General features: G+C 75.1%; 13 protein-coding genes. 4 read left to right on the forward strand and 9 right to left on the reverse strand.

The features are described 5' to 3' along the window. Positions 1–71: 71 nt before the first annotated feature. The 3 genes from SCA03_RS00235 to SCA03_RS00245 all read right to left on the reverse strand — a co-directional run bounded on the left by SCA03_RS00235 (position 72) and on the right by SCA03_RS00245 (position 3756). Complete coding sequence (locus SCA03_RS00235; RefSeq protein WP_141275146.1) at positions 72–2720, reverse strand: vWA domain-containing protein; 2649 nt, start codon at positions 2718–2720, stop codon at positions 72–74. Between the two features lie 4 nt (positions 2721–2724). After that, on the reverse strand, positions 2725–3144 hold the full coding sequence (locus SCA03_RS00240; RefSeq protein WP_086818309.1) for a hypothetical protein: 420 nt from the start codon (positions 3142–3144) through the stop codon (positions 2725–2727). A 120-nt stretch (positions 3145–3264) separates the two neighbouring features. Continuing rightward, positions 3265–3756 carry an STAS domain-containing protein gene (locus SCA03_RS00245; RefSeq protein WP_030890303.1) on the reverse strand — a complete coding sequence of 164 codons (492 nt, stop codon included), beginning with the start codon at positions 3754–3756 and terminating at the stop codon, positions 3265–3267. 420 nt (positions 3757–4176) lie between these two features. Between SCA03_RS00245 and SCA03_RS00250 the strand changes: the two genes are divergently transcribed. Next, a complete protein-coding gene (locus tag SCA03_RS00250) occupies positions 4177–4614 on the forward strand; it encodes an ATP-binding protein (protein ID WP_030890306.1) in 438 nt (145 codons plus the stop codon). A gap of 334 nt (positions 4615–4948) precedes the next feature. Here the strand turns inward: SCA03_RS00250 and SCA03_RS00255 are convergent, their stop codons facing one another. After that, entirely contained in the window at positions 4949–5215 is a 267-nt protein-coding gene (locus tag SCA03_RS00255) for a GlsB/YeaQ/YmgE family stress response membrane protein (protein ID WP_030890309.1), read from the reverse strand. A 266-nt stretch (positions 5216–5481) separates the two neighbouring features. On the opposite strand from SCA03_RS00255, the gene SCA03_RS00260 reads away from it, so the two are divergent. Beyond that, entirely contained in the window at positions 5482–6768 is a 1287-nt protein-coding gene (locus SCA03_RS00260; protein WP_086814355.1) for a CapA family protein, read from the forward strand. A gap of 144 nt (positions 6769–6912) precedes the next feature. On the opposite strand, the gene meaB is transcribed toward SCA03_RS00260, so the two are convergent. The 4 genes from meaB to SCA03_RS00280 all read right to left on the reverse strand — a co-directional run bounded on the left by meaB (position 6913) and on the right by SCA03_RS00280 (position 14021). Then, the gene (gene meaB / locus SCA03_RS00265; RefSeq protein WP_078874968.1) at positions 6913–8055 is read right to left on the reverse strand and encodes a methylmalonyl Co-A mutase-associated GTPase MeaB; all 1143 of its coding nucleotides are present in this window, start codon (positions 8053–8055) and stop codon (positions 6913–6915) included. 4 nt (positions 8056–8059) lie between these two features. Beyond that, positions 8060–10303, reverse strand: a complete 2244-nt coding sequence (gene scpA / locus SCA03_RS00270; RefSeq protein WP_086814353.1) for a methylmalonyl-CoA mutase — start codon at positions 10301–10303, stop codon at positions 8060–8062. After that, positions 10300–12195 (reverse strand): methylmalonyl-CoA mutase family protein, encoded by a 1896-nt coding sequence (locus SCA03_RS00275; protein ID WP_030890870.1) that lies wholly within the window; start codon positions 12193–12195, stop codon positions 10300–10302. Before SCA03_RS00275 ends, scpA begins: the two co-directional genes overlap by 4 nt. Before the next feature lie 176 nt (positions 12196–12371). After that, on the reverse strand, positions 12372–14021 hold the full coding sequence (locus SCA03_RS00280) for an FAD-dependent oxidoreductase (protein ID WP_158102242.1): 1650 nt from the start codon (positions 14019–14021) through the stop codon (positions 12372–12374). Between the two features lie 243 nt (positions 14022–14264). Between SCA03_RS00280 and tsaD the strand changes: the two genes are divergently transcribed. After that, positions 14265–15335, forward strand: coding sequence for a tRNA (adenosine(37)-N6)-threonylcarbamoyltransferase complex transferase subunit TsaD (tsaD, locus tag SCA03_RS00285; protein ID WP_086814349.1), 1071 nt, complete (start codon positions 14265–14267; stop codon positions 15333–15335). Between the two features lie 320 nt (positions 15336–15655). Then, positions 15656–18343 carry an alanine--tRNA ligase gene (gene alaS / locus SCA03_RS00290; protein ID WP_141275147.1) on the forward strand — a complete coding sequence of 896 codons (2688 nt, stop codon included), beginning with the start codon at positions 15656–15658 and terminating at the stop codon, positions 18341–18343. Between the two features lie 32 nt (positions 18344–18375). On the opposite strand, the gene SCA03_RS00295 is transcribed toward alaS, so the two are convergent. Beyond that, positions 18376–19077: an endonuclease V gene (locus SCA03_RS00295; protein ID WP_141275148.1), complete on the reverse strand. Its 702-nt coding sequence runs from the start codon at positions 19075–19077 to the stop codon at positions 18376–18378. Positions 19078–19247: the final 170 nt, after the last annotated feature.

Genomic DNA, 19247 nt, shown 5'->3' on the forward strand with positions numbered 1-19247 from the left:
GTCCGTGTACCGGTCCCCGTCCCCGTCCTCTCATCGCCGTCCCCCCGCCGTCCCCCGTCGCCCCGGTCGTCTCATCCCGTCTCCCCCGAACCCGTACGGGCCACCTCGTCGCGCAGCCGCGCGGCCAGATCCGTGCTGCCGCCCGGGTCCAGGCAGCGCCCGCCCCCGGCCGCGGCCAGGCGCGCGTCCGGCTCCCCGGGGGCGCAGCCGGTCTGGTCGAGCGTCGCCACGACGAGGGGTACGCCCTCGTCCTCGACGGCCTGCTCCAGACCGCGCAGCCGTGCGTCGTCGGTCAGCCGCCCGTTGTCCTCACCGTCCGTCAGATACACGACGGCCTGCGGATGGTCGTCGTCCCGGCCGCGGTCGGCCAGCTCCCGCACCGCTGCCTCCAGCGCGCGGTCGGGCTCCGCCTCGTGGTCGGTGACCCGGGCCCGGTCCAGCGCTTCGGCGCCCTCGGCCCTGGTGTGGCTGCCGAACGACAGCAGCTCGCGGTACGGGCGGTCGCCGCCGGGAGCGGTGGAGACGGCCCACACGCCGAACCTGTCCTTGGTACCGAGGGCGGAGAGCGACTGCTTGAGGATGCCCGGCGCGCCGCCGGGGCCCTCCCACAGATCGCCCATCGACCCGGAGGAGTCCAGCAGATACAGCACCCGGCCGGGCCCGTTGGCGCTCCGGTAGCCGCGCAGCGCGGTGTCCAGCGCGGCGGCGTCCGGCGAGGCCGACGGCGGCACGGGCCGCCGGAGCGTTCCGGGCGCCGGGGCCCGGCCGCCGTCCCGGTCCCCGCCCGGCGGCGGCCGGAAGCCGTCCTGGCGCAGGACCCGCGCGCCGCCCCGGCCGGTGAACCAGTCCTCGAAGCGGCGGATCGCGGCGTCGCGCTCCGCGCGGTCCCGGTCCGCGTGGTCCCAGTGGACCGGGACGAGGACCGGGGCGAGGGCCGGCACATCGTCCGGGTAGGCGGCCACGCGCCGCTCCCGTGTGGTGGCCGAGCAGTCCGTCGCCGTACGCAGCAGATGCTCGGGGACCAGCACGGCGGTGCGCGCGTCGGCACCGCCGTCCTGCGGCAGCGCGCACATCAGCGCGCGCCCGGTCCGGGACGGCGGCCCCGGCTGGGCGATCCGGCGCTCGGCACGCGCCGGGGGCTCCCCGCTCCCGCCGTCCGCGCCCCCGCCGTACAGCGCGACCGTGGCGAGCAGCGCGGCGTCGGTGAACTCCGGGTCGGGCCTGCGCACCTCCGTCCGCTCCGAGGTGCCGCCGTCCGCCGGCGGGGCCTCCAGAAGCTGGGCCAGCGGCCCGGTCCGCCGCTCCGGCGCCGGTGCCCGGTCCTCGGGGAACGCGAGCACCACCGGCGAGCGGGCGAGCGGCTCGGAGACCCGGCCGAAGGAGGCGGCCTGCGGCGCCGTGCCGCGACGGGCGCGGTCGACGTCGGCGGCCGACCCGGGGATCCACACATCGGGCTGCGGGCCGACGTCGCGCTGCGGATCGAAGTCGTCCCGGCCGGACGGCTCCTGCCAGGCGCGGGACATCTCGCCGAAGGCCCGCACGGTGTCGCTCGCCTTCGCCGCGTGCACCGAGATGCCGCTGCGCCGGCACCCCGCGTCGGTGAGGTTGCCGTCCGAGGTCAGGAACGCGTCCGCCGCCCTGCGGACGGTCGGCTCCAGATCGGGGTCGGTGAGCACCCGCAGCTCCAGCGGCGGGGAGCAGGCGCCCGCCTCGCCGGTGCGCGCCAGCAGCAGCCCGGCACCGACGGCCAGCGCGGCGACGACGGCGGCCCCGGTGAGCAGGACGGCGGTGTACCGCGGCGTCCGCCGCCCCGCCCGCGCCGCGAGACCGCGCGGCAGCCCCCTGGCACGCCGCCACAGCCTGCCCGGCCACACCGCCACCGCTCCCCGGAACCGGCGGCCGGGCCGCGCGTCGGCGGGCGCCCGGCCGGCGGCCGGTGGCAGCGGCCGGTCGGTGGCCAACAGGACGTCGCGGTCCGGGGTGCCCAGCCAGGTCCGCGGCTCCCACGGGGCCTTGCGCAGGGTGGTGTGCCGGCGCGGCATGCGCTGCGACAGCTCCGCCGCCAGCGTCCGGAACGACACCTCGGCGCCGGGGGAGGGGCCGTGGGCGTCCCGCACCCCGTGGGTGAGCACGTCGACGAGTTCGCGGGTGAACGGGGTCGGCGAGTCCGGCCCGCCCGCGTCGACACGGTGGTTGGCCTGGACGCCCGCGAGCAGCGAGAACCGCTGGTTGCGCTCGTGCGCTTCCAGCACCAGGGCGGCGTTGCCCGCGAAACAGCAGTCGAGGACGATCACGATGTGCTCGGCCCGGGAGGTGGACAGCACCCCCAGCACATGGCTGAAGGAGAGGGCTCCGGGGAAGACCGAGCCGGCGCCGGGGATGGTCCGCGCCGGCGGCGTCTGGAGCCACAGCTCGTCGCCGCTGTTGGGCACGGCGCCGTGCCCCGCGAAGTAGAACAGCAGCAGCCCCTCGGCCGACCGGGCCGCGTCGTCGAGCTGCTCGCCGAGATCGTCCACACCGTGCGGCCGGAAGTCGCAGATCTGCGCGGCGGTGAAGACGTTGCCGCCGGCCAGGGCCTGACGGAGCTGCGCGAGATTGTGCCGGACGGCCAGGAGATTGCCGGGGACACCGCCCTCGACATCGCCCGCGTGGTTGTCGTACCGGGGGACGCCCACGAGCAGGGCCCGGTTCCTGCGTCCCCTGGGGTCGTACGGCGCCACCGGACTACTCCTCGCCGTCGGCTCGTGCGGCCCCGTCCTGTTCGGTGTCGTCGGCGTCGTGCGGAGGCGGGTCGACGGTGACCTCGGGCGGCTCGCCGGGCTCGACCGATCTGCGGTTCGCCCGCCAGGCGCGGACGCCGTCCACGACCTTGCCGTACAGGTCGTTGACCGCGGGCTGCGCCGCCAGCGTGAGAAGGACGATCACGATCTCGGAGCCGGCGCCCATCGCGGTGCCGGGCGCACCGGCGGCCGGGCGCACCTCGATCCGCAGCCGCTGCTCACCGGCGTCGCCCCGGGTCAGCGGCTCCAGCCCCGGTTCACGCTCCAGCCATCTCTTCAGGGCCTCGACATCGCTGTCGGCGACCGTCTCCTGATCCAGGGCGACCCGGATCGTACGGTGTTCCCCACGCTCCCCCTGCGTCATAACTCACCATGATGGCACCGGAGTTGACAGATCGGCAGGTTCCGGACGCCGTCGTGGCCGTACCGGGACCGGACGGGCGCGCGCACCGCACCGGCCGGGGCAGGGCCCGGCGGCGGAAGGTCAGCGGTCCCGGCCCGGCGGCAGGTGCGGGTTGTCCTCCCGCTGCCAGGAGGTCTCCAGCGGCTCGGGGCTGTGCAGCGGAATGCCGGGATGGGTCTCGCCGGTGGGCGGCCAGTCGGGGCGCTGCTCGGCGGGCAGGGAGCGCAGGGCCTCGCTGACGCTGGTGTGGACGGGCAGCACCTCCGTGCTGCCCGTCAGCGCGAGGACGGAGGCCAGGCGGCGCCCCACGCAGGCCAGCATCAGCCGTCCCTCGCGGCGGTGCAGCAGCCAGCGCAGCGCGAGCAGGCAGTTGAGCCCCCGGGAGTCGCAGAAGACCAGCGCCGTCACGTCCAGGACGAGATAGCGGTAGCCCGACGCCACCACGGCGCCGATCCGGTCGAGATAGAACTCCTCCGATGCCCGGTCCAGCTCGCCGCTGAACCGCAGCACCGCACACTCGTCCTTGACAGCGAGCGGGGTGATGGCCAGCCGGTCGTCTTCCCGCGACCTCACTCCTCCTCCGTCCCCCGACGCGCTGCCGGTGATCCGTCGCCCACCCGGGTGGCAGGTGACAGCCCGAGTATCCCAAACCCTCCCGGGGGAACCGGCCATCGCCTCCCGTTCCGGACCGGCCGGTACTTCGGCATGTACGCGTCCCCTTCCTCCGGTGCCGACGTTTCCTGCGTGAAATACCGGCGGGCCCCGAAGAGGCATGAAGGGGAAACGGCCGGGTAACTGAGACCACATCCGTTCGGGCGTGCCACCCGGGAGTCGCCCGACGGACGGTGCGGTGTCGCGAGCCGTCACCATCGCCCACAGAAAGCCCCCGATTCGTGGGCCCGGCCACGGGATTGGTGTGGTGAACGTCTCAGCGAGGCGTGCGCTTCGGATCCGCTCCCGCGGCAATTCACCTTACGAAGACGGGAGAAGGACATGGATCAGGTAATGGCTCTGCGCGACAACGGGCGTCCCCCGTTGGTCACCACTCGGACACAAGGTCTTCACAGCAGCGGCCAGGCCCGCCGGATCACCAGGGCTTTTCTGTCCTCCCTGTCCCCGCCTCCGCCGGCGGAGTCCGCCGAGTCGGTGCTGCTGGTGGTGTCCGAGCTGGTCACCAACGCGCTGCGGCACGCGCAGGGTGTCACGGAATTCCGGCTGGGCGCCGCGCACGGAACCGTCACCGTCGAGGTCGCCGATCCGAGTTCCGCGCTTCCGGCGGAACGCGCGCCGGGCTCTCTCGACGAGGCGGAACAGGGGGGTTTCGGCTGGCCCATCGTGCGCCACCTGGCGAGCGACATCACCATTCGGCTGCGGCACGGCCAAGGAAAGATCATTCACGCCGGTATTCCCCTGCTGGATCCGGCCGTTTGACGGAGCGAAAGATTCCGGCCGACCCGGTTTCCTGCCTCCGGAAAATGCAGGCGCGGAATTCCGTCCGGCCCGGTGAAGACCGGGGGAATATGCCGGACGAGGGGCCGTGGCGGGACGGATTCCCCGGTGGGGCGAGCATCCCCGGATCAAACCTCCGGTTGCGGCCCGTGTCGAATACCGGGGATTTTCCCGCCGCCCGCGACGGATTCACGCCCCCGCCGCCCCGGCGGGCTTCCCCCGTCCCCTGCGCCGCGGGGGCGTCCTCCGCGGGGCCCGCGTGGGGCCCGGGCCGGCACCGCGCCGCGGGTGGGCGGCCGCCGGCCCGGCCGCCGGCTCAGCGCCGGGAGTTGCCGAACAGCAGCCGGTAGACGATGAGCAGGACGAGCGCGCCGGCGATCGCGACGCCCCAGGTGGTCAGGTCGAAGAACTGCCGCTCCACCGGGCGGTCGAAGAACGTGGCGGAGAGCCAGCCGCCGATGAACGACCCCGCGACCCCGATCAGCGTCGTACCGATGAGGCCGCCGGGATCGCGCCCCGGCAGGATGACCTTGGCTATGGCGCCGGCCAGCAGGCCGAGGATGATCCAGCTGATGATGCCCATGGGAGCCCCCCGTTCCGTAGGAGAGATGCGTTTCTACTTATCTGTAGAAGCTAACAGGCCCTCCGGTGGTTCCCTCCCGGCGCCCGACCGCCCCCGGACGCACGTACGTTGCCCGCCGCCGCGCGGGCGCCGCCCCCCGGCACCGGCCCCGCGAGTGCACCTGCTGGGCCGGATGGCCGGGTTCCCGGGGCCGTGCCGGGCGGCAGCGGCGACGGTGGCTCTGCGGTGCGTTTATCGCACCAATGTCGAGCGACCCGGGAGAGCCCATGAGCAGACCCACCGTCAGCAAACCCTGTAGCAAAGCCGTTACGTGCCACCGCACCACGCGGCGCCTCCGATACGCCGCGGCCCTGGTGGCCGCCGCGACCGCGCTCGGCGGACTGGCCGGGTGCGGCGAGTCCGGCCGGTCCGCTCCCGGCGCGGGCACCGGGGGCCACGCCGAGGCGGGCCGGGAGGGGAGCGGCGCGGTGCGGCAGGAGCAGCAGCAGGCCCGGCACGGCTTCACCCTCGTGGCCACCGGCGACCTGCTCGTGCACGACTCGATCATCCGGCAGGCCAAGGCCGACGCGGGCGGCTCGGGCTACGAGTTCGGCCGGATGATCTCCGCGGCGAAGCCCATGGCCTCGGGCGCCGACCTGGCGATCTGTCATATGGAGACCGTGTACGGGCCGGACGGCGGGCCCTTCTCCGGCTACCCGCTCTTCGAGACGCCCCCGCACCTCGCCGCCTCCGTCAAGAAGGCCGGATACGACTCCTGTTCGACCGCGTCCAACCACACCCTCGACGCGGGCAGCAAGGGCGTCGGCCGGACCTTGAAGGCGATGGGCGCCGCCGGGCTCCGGCACGTGGGCTCGGCACGCAACCCGAAGGAGGCCGCCGCACCCGTCATGCTCCGGGCAGGCGGCGCGAAGGTCGCACAGCTCGCCTACACCTACGGCACCAACGGCATCCCTGTGCCCAAGGACAAGCCGTGGCTGGTCAACCTCATCGAGCCGCGCCGCATCATCGCGGACGCCCGGGCCGCGCGCCGGGCGGGTGCCGACGTCGTGGTCGTCAGCATGCACTGGGGAACCGAATGGCAGCAGGAGCCGGACGCCCTCCAGCGGTCGGTCGCCAAGAAGCTCACCGCCGCACGCTCCGGCGGACGCCGGGACATCGACCTCATCCTGGGCACCCACGCGCACGTGCCGCAGGCGTACGAGAAGGTGAACGGGACGTGGGTCGTCTACGGCATGGGCGACCAGATCGCCGGAAAGATGAACGACCCGCGCGGCACGATGGGCTCGGCGGCCCGCTTCCGGTTCGAACCGCCGGACGAGCGGGGCGGCGGCGACGCGAAGCGGAACGGCACCGGCGGCGGGGCCTGGCGGGTCACCAGGGCCGGGTTCACCCCGTTCCTGATGGAGACCTCGCCCCGGCACACCCTCGTCAACCTCGCGGCGAAGGGCAGCCGGGCCGCGGGGAACGCCGAGCGCGAGCACGCCTACCGCACCATCCGGAAGGCCGTGCTGAGCCGGGGCGCCGCGCGGGACGGGCTGCGGATGATGCCGTAGGCGGGGCGCACCCTGACGGGAGGACGAGGCGCCGACCGCGCCGGCGTCCCGCCTCTCACCTGCCGCCTCGTGCGCCGCGCCCCGGCCCGGCGATCGGCGGGGATCCGCCGGGGCCGGAGCCGGGGCGGTGGCCGGGGCCCGGGGTCAGGCGCCCTTCTCGCGTCTCCCGTCGTGCCCGTCGTGCCCGTCGTCGCCGTCCTGCCCGCGGCCGGTGTCCGGCTCGGCCTGCGCGCCGTCGGGCGGTGCGGTGCCGGGCGGTGCGGTGCCGAACGCCTCGACGAGGCGCTGGGCGGCCAGGGTCGCGGTCAGCGTGCCCTCCCTGACGTGCTCCTCCAGCAGCGGCGTCAGCCGCCGGACCTCCGGGTGCCGGTGCAGCCGGCCCAGCAGCTCGTCGTGGACCATCGACCAGACCCACTCGACCTGCTGGTCCCGGCGTCTGGCGGCCAGCTCGCCCGTCGACTCCTGTGCGGCGCGGTGCCGCTCCAGCCGGTCCCAGAGCTCCTCCAGGCCCGTGCCGTCCCGGCCGCTACAGGTGAGGACCGGCGGGTTCCAGGTACCGGCCGGCTCGCCCGTGCCCGGCGGGGCGCCCCGGGGCGGCTTCGGTGCGGGAGGCCGCATCAGCCGCAGGGCGCCCGCCAGTTCGCGGGCCGCCGAACGTGCGTCCCGCTCGTGCGGGCCGTCCGCCTTGTTGACGGCGACGACGTCCGCCAGCTCCAGCACGCCCTTCTTGATCCCCTGCAACTGGTCGCCGGTGCGGGCCAGGGTCAGCAGCAGGAACGAGTCGACCATCTGCGCGACCGTGGCCTCCGACTGGCCGACGCCGACCGTCTCCACCAGCACCACGTCGTACCCGGCGGCCTCCATCAGGATCATCGTCTCCCGGGTGGCCTTCGCCACGCCGCCCAGGGTTCCGGCGGTGGGGGAGGGCCGCACGAAGGCGTTCGGGTCGGCGGACAGCCGCTCCATCCGGGTCTTGTCGCCCAGGATGGAGCCGCCGGTACGGGTGGACGACGGGTCGACGGCGAGCACCGCGACGCGGTGCCCCCGGCCCGTCAGCAGGGTGCCCAGCGCGTCGATGAACGTCGACTTGCCGACACCCGGCACCCCGCTGATCCCGATCCGGCGTGCCCCGCCGGCATACGGCAGCAGCCGCGTCAGCAACTCCTGGGCCAGCTCCCGGTGATCCTCCCGGCGGGACTCGACGAGGGTGATGGCGCGGGCGATCGGGGCGCGCGAGCCGTCCAGTACACCCTTGGCGTAAGCATCGATGTCGATCTTCGGCGGCATGCGCTCACCACTCGTGACCGAGCGAGACCGCCAGCTCGCGGACCAGGTCGTAGGCGGCGTCCGGGATCACCGTGCCGGGCGGGAAGACCGCGGTGGCGCCCGCCTCGTGCAGGGCCTGGACATCGGCCGGCGGGATCACCCCGCCCACGACGATCATGATGTCGTCGCGGCCGGCCGCCGCCAACTCCTCGCGCAGCGCCGGGACCAGCGTCAGATGCCCGGCCGCCAGCGAGGAGACGCCCACCACGTGCACATCCGCCTCGACCGCCTGGCGGGCCACCTCGGCCGGCGTCTGGAACAGCGGGCCGACGTCGACGTCGAAACCGAGGTCGGCGAAGGCCGTGGCGATCACCTTCTGGCCGCGGTCGTGGCCGTCCTGGCCCATCTTGGCCACCAGCAGCCGGGGGCGGCGGCCCTCCGCCTCCTCGAAGGCGTCCACCAGTTCACGGGTACGCGCCACGCTCGACGCCTCTCCTGCCTCCTCGCGGTACACACCGGAGATCGTACGGATCTGGCCCGCGTGCCGCCCGAACACCTTCTCCAGGGCGTCCGAGATCTCGCCCACCGTGGCCTTCGCCCGTGCCGCGTCCACCGCCAGCGCCAGCAGATTGTTCTCAGGACCGCTGCCCGGACCCGCCTCCGCCGCGCGCGTCAGCGCCTCCAGTGCGCCGCGGCAGGTCGCCTCGTCGCGCTCCGCGCGCAGCCGGCGCAGCTTGTCGATCTGCGCGGCACGGACCGCGGAGTTGTCGACCTTGAGGACCTCGATCTGCTCGTCGTCGTCCACCCGGTACTTGTTGACGCCGATCACCGGCTGGCGGCCCGAGTCGATCCTGGCCTGGGTGCGGGCCGCGGCCTCCTCGACCCGCAGCTTCGGGATGCCCGCGTCGATGGCCTTCGCCATGCCGCCGGCCGCCTCGACCTCCTCGATGTGCTGCCAGGCGCGGGCCGCCAGATCGTGCGTCAGCCGCTCGACGTAGGCGCTGCCGCCCCACGGGTCGATCACCCGGCAGGTGCCCGACTCCTGCTGGAGCAGCAGCTGGGTGTTGCGGGCGATCCGCGCGGAGAAGTCCGTCGGCAGCGCGAGCGCCTCGTCCAGCGCGTTGGTGTGCAGCGACTGCGTGTGGCCCTGCGTGGCGGCCATCGCCTCGACGCACGTACGGGTGACGTTGTTGAAGACGTCCTGCGCGGTCAGCGACCAGCCGGAGGTCTGCGAATGGGTGCGCAGCGACAGCGACTTGGGGTTCCGCGGGCCGAACTGCCGGACGAGCTTCGCCCACAGCAGCCGCGCCGCGCGCAACTTGGCGACCTCCATGAAGAAGTTCATGCCGATCGCCCAGAAGAACGACAGCCGGGGCGCGAACGCGTCCACGTCCATGCCCGCGTCCAGGCCCGCGCGCAGGTACTCGACGCCGTCGGCCAGCGTGTAGGCCAGCTCCAGGTCGGCCGTGGCCCCGGCCTCCTGGATGTGGTAGCCCGAGATGGAGATGGAGTTGTAGCGCGGCATCTTCTGCGAGGTGTACGCGAAGATGTCGGAGATGATCCGCATCGAGGGCTGGGGCGGATAGATGTAGGTGTTGCGGACCATGAACTCCTTGAGGATGTCGTTCTGTATGGTCCCCGCCAGCTTCTCGGGCGGTACGCCCTGCTCCTCCGCCGCGACGATGTAGAGCGCCAGCACCGGCAGGACGGCGCCGTTCATCGTCATCGACACCGTCATCCGGTCCAGCGGGATCCCGTCGAACAGCTGACGCATGTCGTAGATCGAGTCGATGGCCACGCCCGCCATGCCGACATCGCCCGTCACCCGGGGGTGGTCGCTGTCGTAGCCGCGGTGCGTGGGCAGGTCGAAGGCGACCGACAGCCCCTTCTGGCCCGCCGCCAGGTTGCGGCGGTAGAAGGCGTTGGACTCCTCGGCGGTGGAGAAGCCCGCGTACTGCCGCACCGTCCAGGGCTGGTTGACGTACATCGTCGGGTACGGGCCGCGCAGATACGGGGCGATGCCCGGATAGGTACCGAGGAAGTCCAGCCCCCGCAGATCCGCCTCGGTGTACAGCGGCTTGACGGTGACGCCCTCGGGGGTGTGCCAGGCCAGCTCCTCGACGCTGCGCCCCGTGCGCTCCTTGACGGCGGCGCGCCAGCGCTCCTCCGCCCCCGGCGGCGCGGCCGCCGGCCCCTCCCCGGTCTCCAGCGGGACGGTCGTGAAGTCCGGTACGGCGTCCGGCTGCTGCGCCGCGGACGATCCGGTCATGACACCTCCAGGAGGTCGAGAAGGGCGGAGAGGACGGCCACCGCGTCGCCCCCCGCGTGGAGATACGTTCCGATGCCGGCCGCCCGGTACTCCTCGGCCCGGTCGGCGGCCGGACGCCCGGCCAGCAGGACCTCCCGGGCACCCGCGGCGCGCAGCGCGGCGGCCGTGGCCGCGGCCTCCCGCCCGTACCGCTCGTCGCCGCCGCACAGGCATGCCGCCTTCGCCCCGCTGCGGGTGAACGCCTCGCCGGCGTCGGCCGGTTCCACCGTCACCGGATCGTGTACGGGTTCGATGCCGCCGGCCCGCAGCAGATTGCCCACGAAGGCCGCGCGCGCGGTGTGTTCGGCCGCCGGGCCCAGCGCCGCGAGGAACACCCGCGGCCGGGAGCCGGTCGCCGCCAGATGGGCGTCGGAGCGGGCCCGCAGCGCCTCGAACGCCTCGTCCCGGCGCACCCGCGGCAGACCGCCCGAGGGCGGGGCCGGGGCCGGCTCACGGACCGGCAGCTCCTCCTCCAGCAGCGGGAACTCGCTGACGCCGGTGACCGGTTCACGGCGGTGGGCCAGCGCGGCCGACCGCGCCGCCCAGCTCTCCTCCAGCCGCTCGGCCACCAGCCCGTCGCGCAGCGCGGCAGCGGCGCCGCCCGCCCGCTCGATCTCCTGGAACCAGGCCCAGGCGGCCCGGGCCAGCTCGTCGGTGAGCGACTCCACGTACCAGGAGCCGCCCGCGGGGTCGATCACCCCGCCCAGATGGGACTCCTCCAGCAGGATGCCGGAGGTGTTGCGCGCGATCCGTCGGGCGAACGCGTCGGGCAGGCCCAGCGCGTGGTCGAAGGGCAGCACGGTCACCGCCTGTGCGCCGCCCACCCCGGCGGCGAGCGTCGCCACGGTGGTCCGCAGCATGTTCACCCAGGGGTCGCGGCGGGTCAGCATCACCGGCGAGGTCACCGCGTGCTGCCGCTGCGCCCCGGCGCTCTCCGGGCCGCCGCAGACCTCCACCACCCGGGCCCACAGCCGGCGCGCGGCGCGCAGGGCCGCGACGGTGGTGAACTGGTCGGCCCCCGCCGCGTAGCGGAACTCCAGCTGCTCGCAGGCTGCCGCGACCGTCCATCCCGACGCGGTCAGATCCCGCAGATAGGCCACGCCGGTGGCCAGCGCGCAGCCCAGCTCCTGTGCGGGGGAGGCGCCGGCCTCGTGGTAGGGGAGGGCGTCCACCACATAGGTCCGTACGCCCGGTCTCGTCCCGGCGCACTCCCCGGCCAACCGGGCCGCCGCCTCGCGCAGTCCGGCCACCCGCGCGTGCTCGCCGGTGCGCGCCGCCCAGCCGAGCGGGTCGGCGCCCAGCGCGCTCCCGGCCGCCGGGGGAGCGGCCGTGCCCAGCGCGTCGTGCAGCGCGAACAGTTCGCGCGCCGCCGCCTCGAACGCGTCTCCCGCGTCCAGGACGACGGGCGCCAGATCCAGGTACACACCGTCCAGCGCCGCCGCCAACTCCCGCACGGGAAGGCCGCCCTGGCCGAGCGTCAGCCAGACGGAGGTGGCGCCGTTCTCCAGGTCGGCCAGCACGGCCTCGCGGGTGCCGGCGGCGTCGGGCCGCGCGTGGCGCTGGCGGACGTCCCAGCCGTGTGCGGCGTTTCCCTCCGGCGTCGCGGCCCGGGTGAAGGGCCCGCTGCCGGGCAGCGGGCCGGGCGTGCCGGCGGGGGCGTCGTCGCGGGTGTAGAGCGGGCGTACGGTGATGCCGTCGGACAGTGCGGTGGTCAGGGCCGATTCGGGCGCGGAGTCGTCCGGCTCCTTCCCCGACTTGCGCAGGACGCCCGCGACGAGCTGCTGCCACTGCGCGTATGTGGCGTCGGGGAAGTCCGTGGCCAGGGAGAGTCCTTGTTCAGGCGGGACCGTCATGGCCGCAGATTAGGAGAGCACCGCACACCGTCGCAGCGGCCCCACGCTGTGACCTTGGACTCTTTGACGGCCGGGCGGCGCCGGTACGCCCGGATGCAGCACGGTTTCCGCTGGTCGTCCGGGCATCTCGCGCAGGTGTACGGCCGGGCCGTCCGGGCCGGGGCCCGAACCGCGGCTCAGCCCGCGGAGTTCTCCCCCGCGAGGCGGCCCCACACCAGCGCCGAACCGATCGTAGCGCCGGGCGAGACGATGGGCGGGCCGATGACGGCCCCGGTGGCGTTGCCGGCGGCGAACAGCCCCGGCACCGGCTCGCCCGTCCAGCGCAGCACCCGGGCGTGGTCGTCGGTGCGCGGCCCGCCCTTCGTCCCGACGAGCCCGGGCAGCACCGGCACCGCGGCGAACGGCGGCTCCGCGACCGTCCCGAGGTTGGGATGCGGCGCCCGAGGGTCCCCCGAGCAGCGGTCGTAGAGGGACGAGCCGCGCTGGAAGTCGGGGTCCGTGCCGCGCTCGGCGTAGGCGTTGAACCGCTGGATGGTGCCCGCCAGCCCGCCGGGGTCGATCCCCAGCCGCTCGGCCAGCTCCGCCTGGGTGTCCGCGGCCACGGCGTGCGGCGGCAGTTCCTCGCCGGGCCGGGCGCCGGCGAACGGGTAGCGGGCGCGGTGCTGTGCGTCGGCGATCGCCCAGGCCGGGACGTTGCGCAGCCGGCCCGTCGTGGGGTCCGTCTCGGCGAAGGCGAGCGCCGCGTTGTGGCTCGACTCGTCCACGAACCGCCGCCCGGCCGAATTGACCCAGATGACGTGCGGCAGCATCCGTTCGCTCAGCACGAGTTCGGCGCGGGGCGTGCCGTCCGCCCAGGCGGCGCCCGGGTGTTGGAGCACCGGCCAGCTCCAGCTCTCGGCGGGGTGGGCGAGCGCCGCGCCCGCCGCGCCGGCCAGCCGCAGCGCGTCCCCGCGCGCGACGGGCGGGGTGACCGGGTGCGCCTCGGGGCCGCCCAGCAGCCGGGCCCGGAGCGCCGGGTCGTGTTCGAAGCCGCCGCAGGCCAGCACGACGCCGCGGCGGGCGGAGAAGGTGCGTCCCCCGGCCCGGACGCCGGTGACCCGGCCGTCGCCCCCGGCCGGTCCGCCGGGCCCGCCCGGCCCGTCGCCCGGGACGCTCCCGCCGTCCTGGAGGAGGCCGGTCACCCGGTGGTCGCGCAGCAGCGTCACCCCGGCCGCGAGGCAGCCGCGCAGCAGGCCGGTGACCAGACCCTGGCCGAGCGCCACCAGGCCGGCCGCGGTGCGTTCGGCGATCAGCTCGGCGGGCGGGGTGCCCCCGGTCAGCAGCCGCAGCCGGCCGATCTCCTCGTTGGTGAGGACGGGCCGGAAGAACGGCGGCGGCCAGTACAGCTCCTCCGGGGAGCCGAGGCCTGCCAGCTCCACCGGGGCGACCTCCACGTTCCGCCCGTTCGCCCGGCCGCCGGGCGCCTCGGCGAACGAGTCGGGCAGGTCGATGGTGCGGAACTCCAGTGGTGCCAGCTCCTCCAGGAGCCGGATGGTGCCGGGCGCGGCGCGGACGAACGCCTCGGCGAGATGGGGTTCGCGGCCCCGGGTGTGGCCGCTGAGGTAGGCGAGGGCGTCCTGGTGGCTGTCCTCGATGCCGAGCGCGGCCATGTGGTGGTTGCCGGGCGCCCACACCTGTCCGCCGGAGACGGCGGTGGCGCCGCCCCAGCGTGCCGAGCCCTCCAGCACGGTCACCCGTGCCCCGGCCGCGGCGGCCACCAGGGCCGCGCTCAGCCCGGCGGCACCGGAGCCCACGACGACGACATCGGTGTCCGTTTCGCTGTCCATCGCTCGCCTCCGAGGTGATTGCCCGGTGCGTCCCGGTACCAGCCCGTCCGGAAATTCCATCCCGAAAGTCCGTCCCGAAGTCCGTCCTGAAAGTAGCACCGGGACCGGCTGCCGGGCGGTTGCGCGGATCCCGCCGCCCCGGTCCGCTTCCGGCCTTCTGCTAGTAGGCTGCAATTGCGAAATATGGGCAACAAGTGCAAGCGGGCAGGCAGTGAGCAGGCCGGCGAGTGGGAGAGGTGAGCGATGGGAGCGAAGGCACCCGTCGTGCTCGGCATCGAGTCCTCGTGCGACGAGACCGGCGCCGGGCTGGTGCGCGAGGGCAGGCTGCTGGGCCAGGCGCTCGCGTCGAGCATGGACGAGCACGCGCGGTTCGGCGGTGTCGTGCCCGAGATCGCCGCCCGGGCCCATCTGCACGCACTCGGCCCCGTCGTCCGGGCCGCCCTGGACGACGCCGGGCTGGCGCCCGAGGACATCGGCGCCGTCGCCGTCACGACCGGGCCCGGGCTGTCCGGGGCGCTCCAGGTCGGCGTCGCGGCGGCCAAGAGCTACGCCTACGCGCTGGACGTCCCGCTGTACGGCGTGCACCACCTCGCCGGACACGTCGCCGCCGACACCCTGGAGCACGGGCCGCTGCCCGACCCCTGTGTCGTGCTGGTCGTCTCCGGCGGTCACACCTCGCTGGTGCTCGTCCGGGACCTGGTGCGCGAGCCGATCGTGCACCTGGGCGACACCGTGGACGACGCGGCGGGGGAGTGCTTCGACAAGGTGGCGCGCGTCCTCGGCCTCCCCTACCCCGGGGGCCCGGCCATCGACCGTGCGGCCCGCGACGGTGACCCGCGGGCCCTCGCCTTCCCCCGGCCGATGACGGGCCCCCGGACCCCCGCCGCGCACCGGTACGCCTTCTCCTTCTCCGGGCTCAAGACGGCGGCGGCCCGCTGGGCCGAGCGCCACCCCGGCGGGAGCGTGCCGGACGCCGCCGCCTCGCTCCAGGAGGCGGTCGCCGACGTGCTGACGCGCAAGGCGCTGGACGCCTGCCGCGCCCACGGCGTCGGCACCCTGGTGGTTGTCGGCGGAGTGGCCGCCAACTCGCGGGTGCGCGCGCTCGCCGAGGAGCGGTGTGCCGCAGCGGGTGTGACGCTGCGGGTGCCGCCGATGCGGCTGTGCACCGACAACGGCGCCATGATCGCGGCCGTCGGCGATCTGCTGGTGCGGGCCGGGGCACCCGCTGTCCCGCCCGGGGTGTCCATCGACCCGTCGGCGCCCCTGGAGCGCGCGGCGCTCGCCCCCGGCGCGCCCGCACCGGCCGCCGCCTGAACCCGCGCGCCGGGTCGCGCCGCCGTGCGCCGTCCGGTCCCGCGTGGTCCGCCGCGCGCCGTTCGTCGTGCGGGAGTGCGGGCGTGCGGGAGTGCGGGCGGCGTGGTGCGGTGGCCGTGCGGGCGCCCGGCCGCCGCCCGAGCCGTCCCGTCCTCCGAGCCGTCCCGTCCCGCCGCCGAGCTTCCCCGGCCCGCCCCCGACACCGGCCCGCCGCCCCCGCCGTCCCTCCGAGCCCCCGCCGCCTGCCCGTCGACTCCCTTCCCGTCGTCTCGCCGCCCGTGTCTCCCCGCCCGCCGCCCCCGTCCGTACCGGAGTACGCCTTGCTCACCGCCGAGATCCGCCGCCGTTTCCTCGACCACTTCGCCGCGCGCGGGCACACCGTCGTGCCCTCGGCGCCGCTGCCGACGCCGGACCCGACGCTGCTGTTCGTCAACGCCGGCATGGTGCCCTTCAAGCCGTATCTGACGGGTGAGACGACGGCGCCCTGGCCGCGCGCCGTCAGCGTGCAGAAGTGTGTGCGCACCCTCGACATCGAAGAGGTCGGCAAGACCACCCGGCACGGCTCGTTCTTCCAGATGAACGGCAACTTCTCGTTCGGCGACTACTTCAAGGAAGAGGCCGTCGCGCTCGCCTGGGAGCTGTCCGTCACGCCCGTCGCCGACGGCGGTTACGGGCTGGACCCCGGCCGCATCTGGGTCACCGTGCACCACGGCGACGACGAGGCGGCGGCCCTGTGGCGGCGCGTCGCCGGGCTCCCCGACGCGCGCATCGTGCGGCGCGGGGACGAGGACAACTTCTGGTCCATGGGCGTGCCCGGACCCTGCGGGCCCTGCTCCGAGCTGTACTACGACCGGGGCCCCGCGTTCGGCCCGGACGGCGGGCCCGACGTGGACGAGGACCGGTTCATGGAGTTCTGGAACCTCGTCTTCATGCAGTACGAACGCGGCGAGGGACCCGGCAAGTCGGGCTATCCGGTGCTGGGCGAGCTGCCCCGGCGCAACATCGACACCGGCATGGGCCTGGAGCGGATGGCGGCCCTCCTCCAGGGCGTCGACAACATCTACGAGACCGACGAGATGCGGCCCGTCCTCGACCACGCCGCCGCGCTCGCCGGCACCCCGTACGGCCGCGACGCCGCGTCCGACGTCCGGCTGCGCGTCGTCGCCGACCATGTGCGCACCGCGCTGATGCTGCTCGCCGACGGCACCGCGCCCGGCAACGAGGGCCGCGGCTATGTGCTGCGCCGCATCCTGCGCCGGGCCGTGCGCGCCGTGCGGCTGCTCGGCCACGAGGACCCGGCGCTGCCCGAACTGCTGCCCGTCGCACGGGACCGCATGGCGCCCGGATACCCCGAGGTGGCCGACGACTTCGAGCGGATCTCCCAGCTCGCCTACGCCGAGGAGGACGCGTTCCGGGCGACGCTGCGGTCCGGCACCACCGTGCTGGACACCGCCATCGGCGAGGTCAAGTCCCGCGGCGGGCGCACCCTGCCCGGCGAGCGGGCCTTCCTGCTGCACGACACCTACGGCTTCCCGCTCGATCTGACCCTGGAGATGGCGGCGGAACAGGGCGTCGAGGTGGACCGGGAGGGCTTCACCGCGCTCATGACCGCACAGCGCGAGCGCGCCCGCGCCGACGCACGGGCCCGCAAGTCCGGCGGAGTGGCCGACGCCGCCGCCTTCCGTCCCGTCCTGGACGCGCACGGGCCCACCGACTGGCGGGCCTGGGACGAGCTGACGACCGACTCCACCGTGCTGGCCGTGCACGGACCCTCCGGCGCCGCGCTGCCCCTGGCCCGCGAGGGCGAGATCGTCACCGTCGTGCTGGACCGCACCCCCTTCTACGCCGAGTCCGGCGGGCAGGAGAGCGACGCCGGGCACCTCGTGGCCGCCTCCGGCGAGGCCGAAGTGCTCGATGTGCAGCGGCCGTTGCCCGGGCTCGTCGTCCACCAGGTGCGGATCACCGCCGGCGAGCTGACGCCCGGGGAGACCGTGCGGGCCGCCGTCGACCCCGAGTGGCGGCTCGGCGCGCGTCAGGCGCACTCCGGTACGCATGTGCTGCACGCGGCGCTGCGGCAGGTGCTCGGGCCCGCCGCGCTCCAGTCCGGCTCCTACAACCGGCCGGGGCATCTGCGGCTGGACTTCCCCTGGCGCGGGGCGCTGAGCCCGGCCGTGCGCTCCGAGGTCGAGGAGGCGGCGGCGCGGGCGCTCCGCCGCGATCTGCCCGTCGGTGTGCGGTGGATGCCGCTGGCGCAGGCCAAGGAGGAGGGCGCGCTGGCGCTGTTCGGGGAGACGTACGGGGAGCGGGTGCGCGTCGTCGAGATCGGGGGCGCCTGGTCGCGGGAGCTGTGCGGCGGCACCCACGTCGAGCACGCCTCGCAGATCGGGGTGATCGCGCTGACCTCCGAGGGATCCGTGGGCGCCGGGATGCGCCGGCTGGAGGCGGCCGTCGGCATCGAGGGCTTCGCGTATCTGGCGCGCGAGCGGGACCTGGTCTCCCGGATCGCCGAGCAGCTCCAGGCGCCCCGTGCCGAACTGCCCGAGCGGATCGGCACGTTGCTGGACCGGCTCAAGGCCGCCGACCGCGCCTCGGCCGAGCTGCGCCGCCAGGCCGTGGAGGCCCGCGCCGCCGAACTGGCCGCCGCGGCCCGTGAGGCGCACGGCGTCCGTCTGGTCACGGCCACGGCGGACGGCGGTGCGGCCGAGGCCCGCACCCTGGCCCTGGCCGTCCGGGACCGGCTGCCGCAGCGGGCGCCCGGGGTGGTGGCCATCGGCGGCAGCACGGGCTCCGGCGGCGCCGAGGGCGGCTCCGGCGAGGACCGGGCCGCGCTCGTCGTCACGCTCAACAAGGCCGCGCAGCAGGCCGGTTGGTCGGCCGCCACGCTGGTGAAGCGGCTGCTGCGGGGGCGCGGTGGCGGCTCGGCCGAGACGGCGCAGGGCGGCGGCATCACCGCGCGGCAGCTCCCCGCGACCCTGGAGGCGGTCCCGGGCGCCCTCACGGAAGGCTGACCCCGGCACGGGCGGCTGACGTCCGCCGGGCGTCAGCCGCCCGTGCCGGGTGCCGGGCGGAGCGCGGCGAGGCGTGCGCCGGCCAGGTGGTCCGCGCGGCGGGTGGTCTCCGGCTGGCGGTAGCGCGGGGTCAGCCGGAGCGTGTGCGCACAGGCGTTGTCGAGGCCGATGCCGCTGCCGATGGAGACGAAGACGGGCTTGACCCCGTCCCGGGTACGCAGGGCGCGGCCCACCTCCTCGGTGCCGGAGCCGTCCCGCATCGTCAGCGGGGAGGAGGAGCCGCGTGCGGTGCCCGGCGGCTCGTGGTCGAAGAGGAACGGGGTCTTCGCCACGCCGAAGCAGGGGATGCCGGTCAGCACACCGAGGTGGACGGCGAGCCCGGCCCGGCGCGGGTGCGCGCGCCCGTAGCCGTCGCAGACGACGAGGTCGGGGGTGCGGGTGAGGCCCTCCAACGCGGCCATCACCGACGGCAGTTCACGGAAGGCCAGCAGCCCGGGAACGTAGGGGAAGTCCGTGCGGCCCACGTGCACGGACTCCTCCAGCACGGCGAGGCTGTCCGCGTCCAGCACGACCGCGGCGGCGGCCAGGGTGCCGTCGTCGCCGTAGGCCACGTCGACCCCGGCCACGGTGGCGATCTCGCCGACCGCCGGGCCGGGCGACCCGTGGTCGGCCGCGGCGCGCAGGCGTTCCTGCTCGGCGCGGGCCTCGGCCTCGGTGGTGGGCCACTGGTGCATGGGCTGTCACTCGCTTTCGTCGGGATGCACCCGCACCCTCCGTGACCGGGGCACACCCGCGCAAGCCGCCGCCGCTGCGTAGCCTGGGGCCCTCTCGTCCGGGGAGGGCGCGCGGACGGGTCCGCCCGGGCGCCCGTGGAGGCGACCACTGATCCGACTGCTGATCCGAC

Origin of the sequence: Streptomyces cacaoi, from assembly GCF_006539165.1 — a bacterium.
Taxonomy (GTDB): domain Bacteria; phylum Actinomycetota; class Actinomycetes; order Streptomycetales; family Streptomycetaceae; genus Streptomyces; species Streptomyces cacaoi.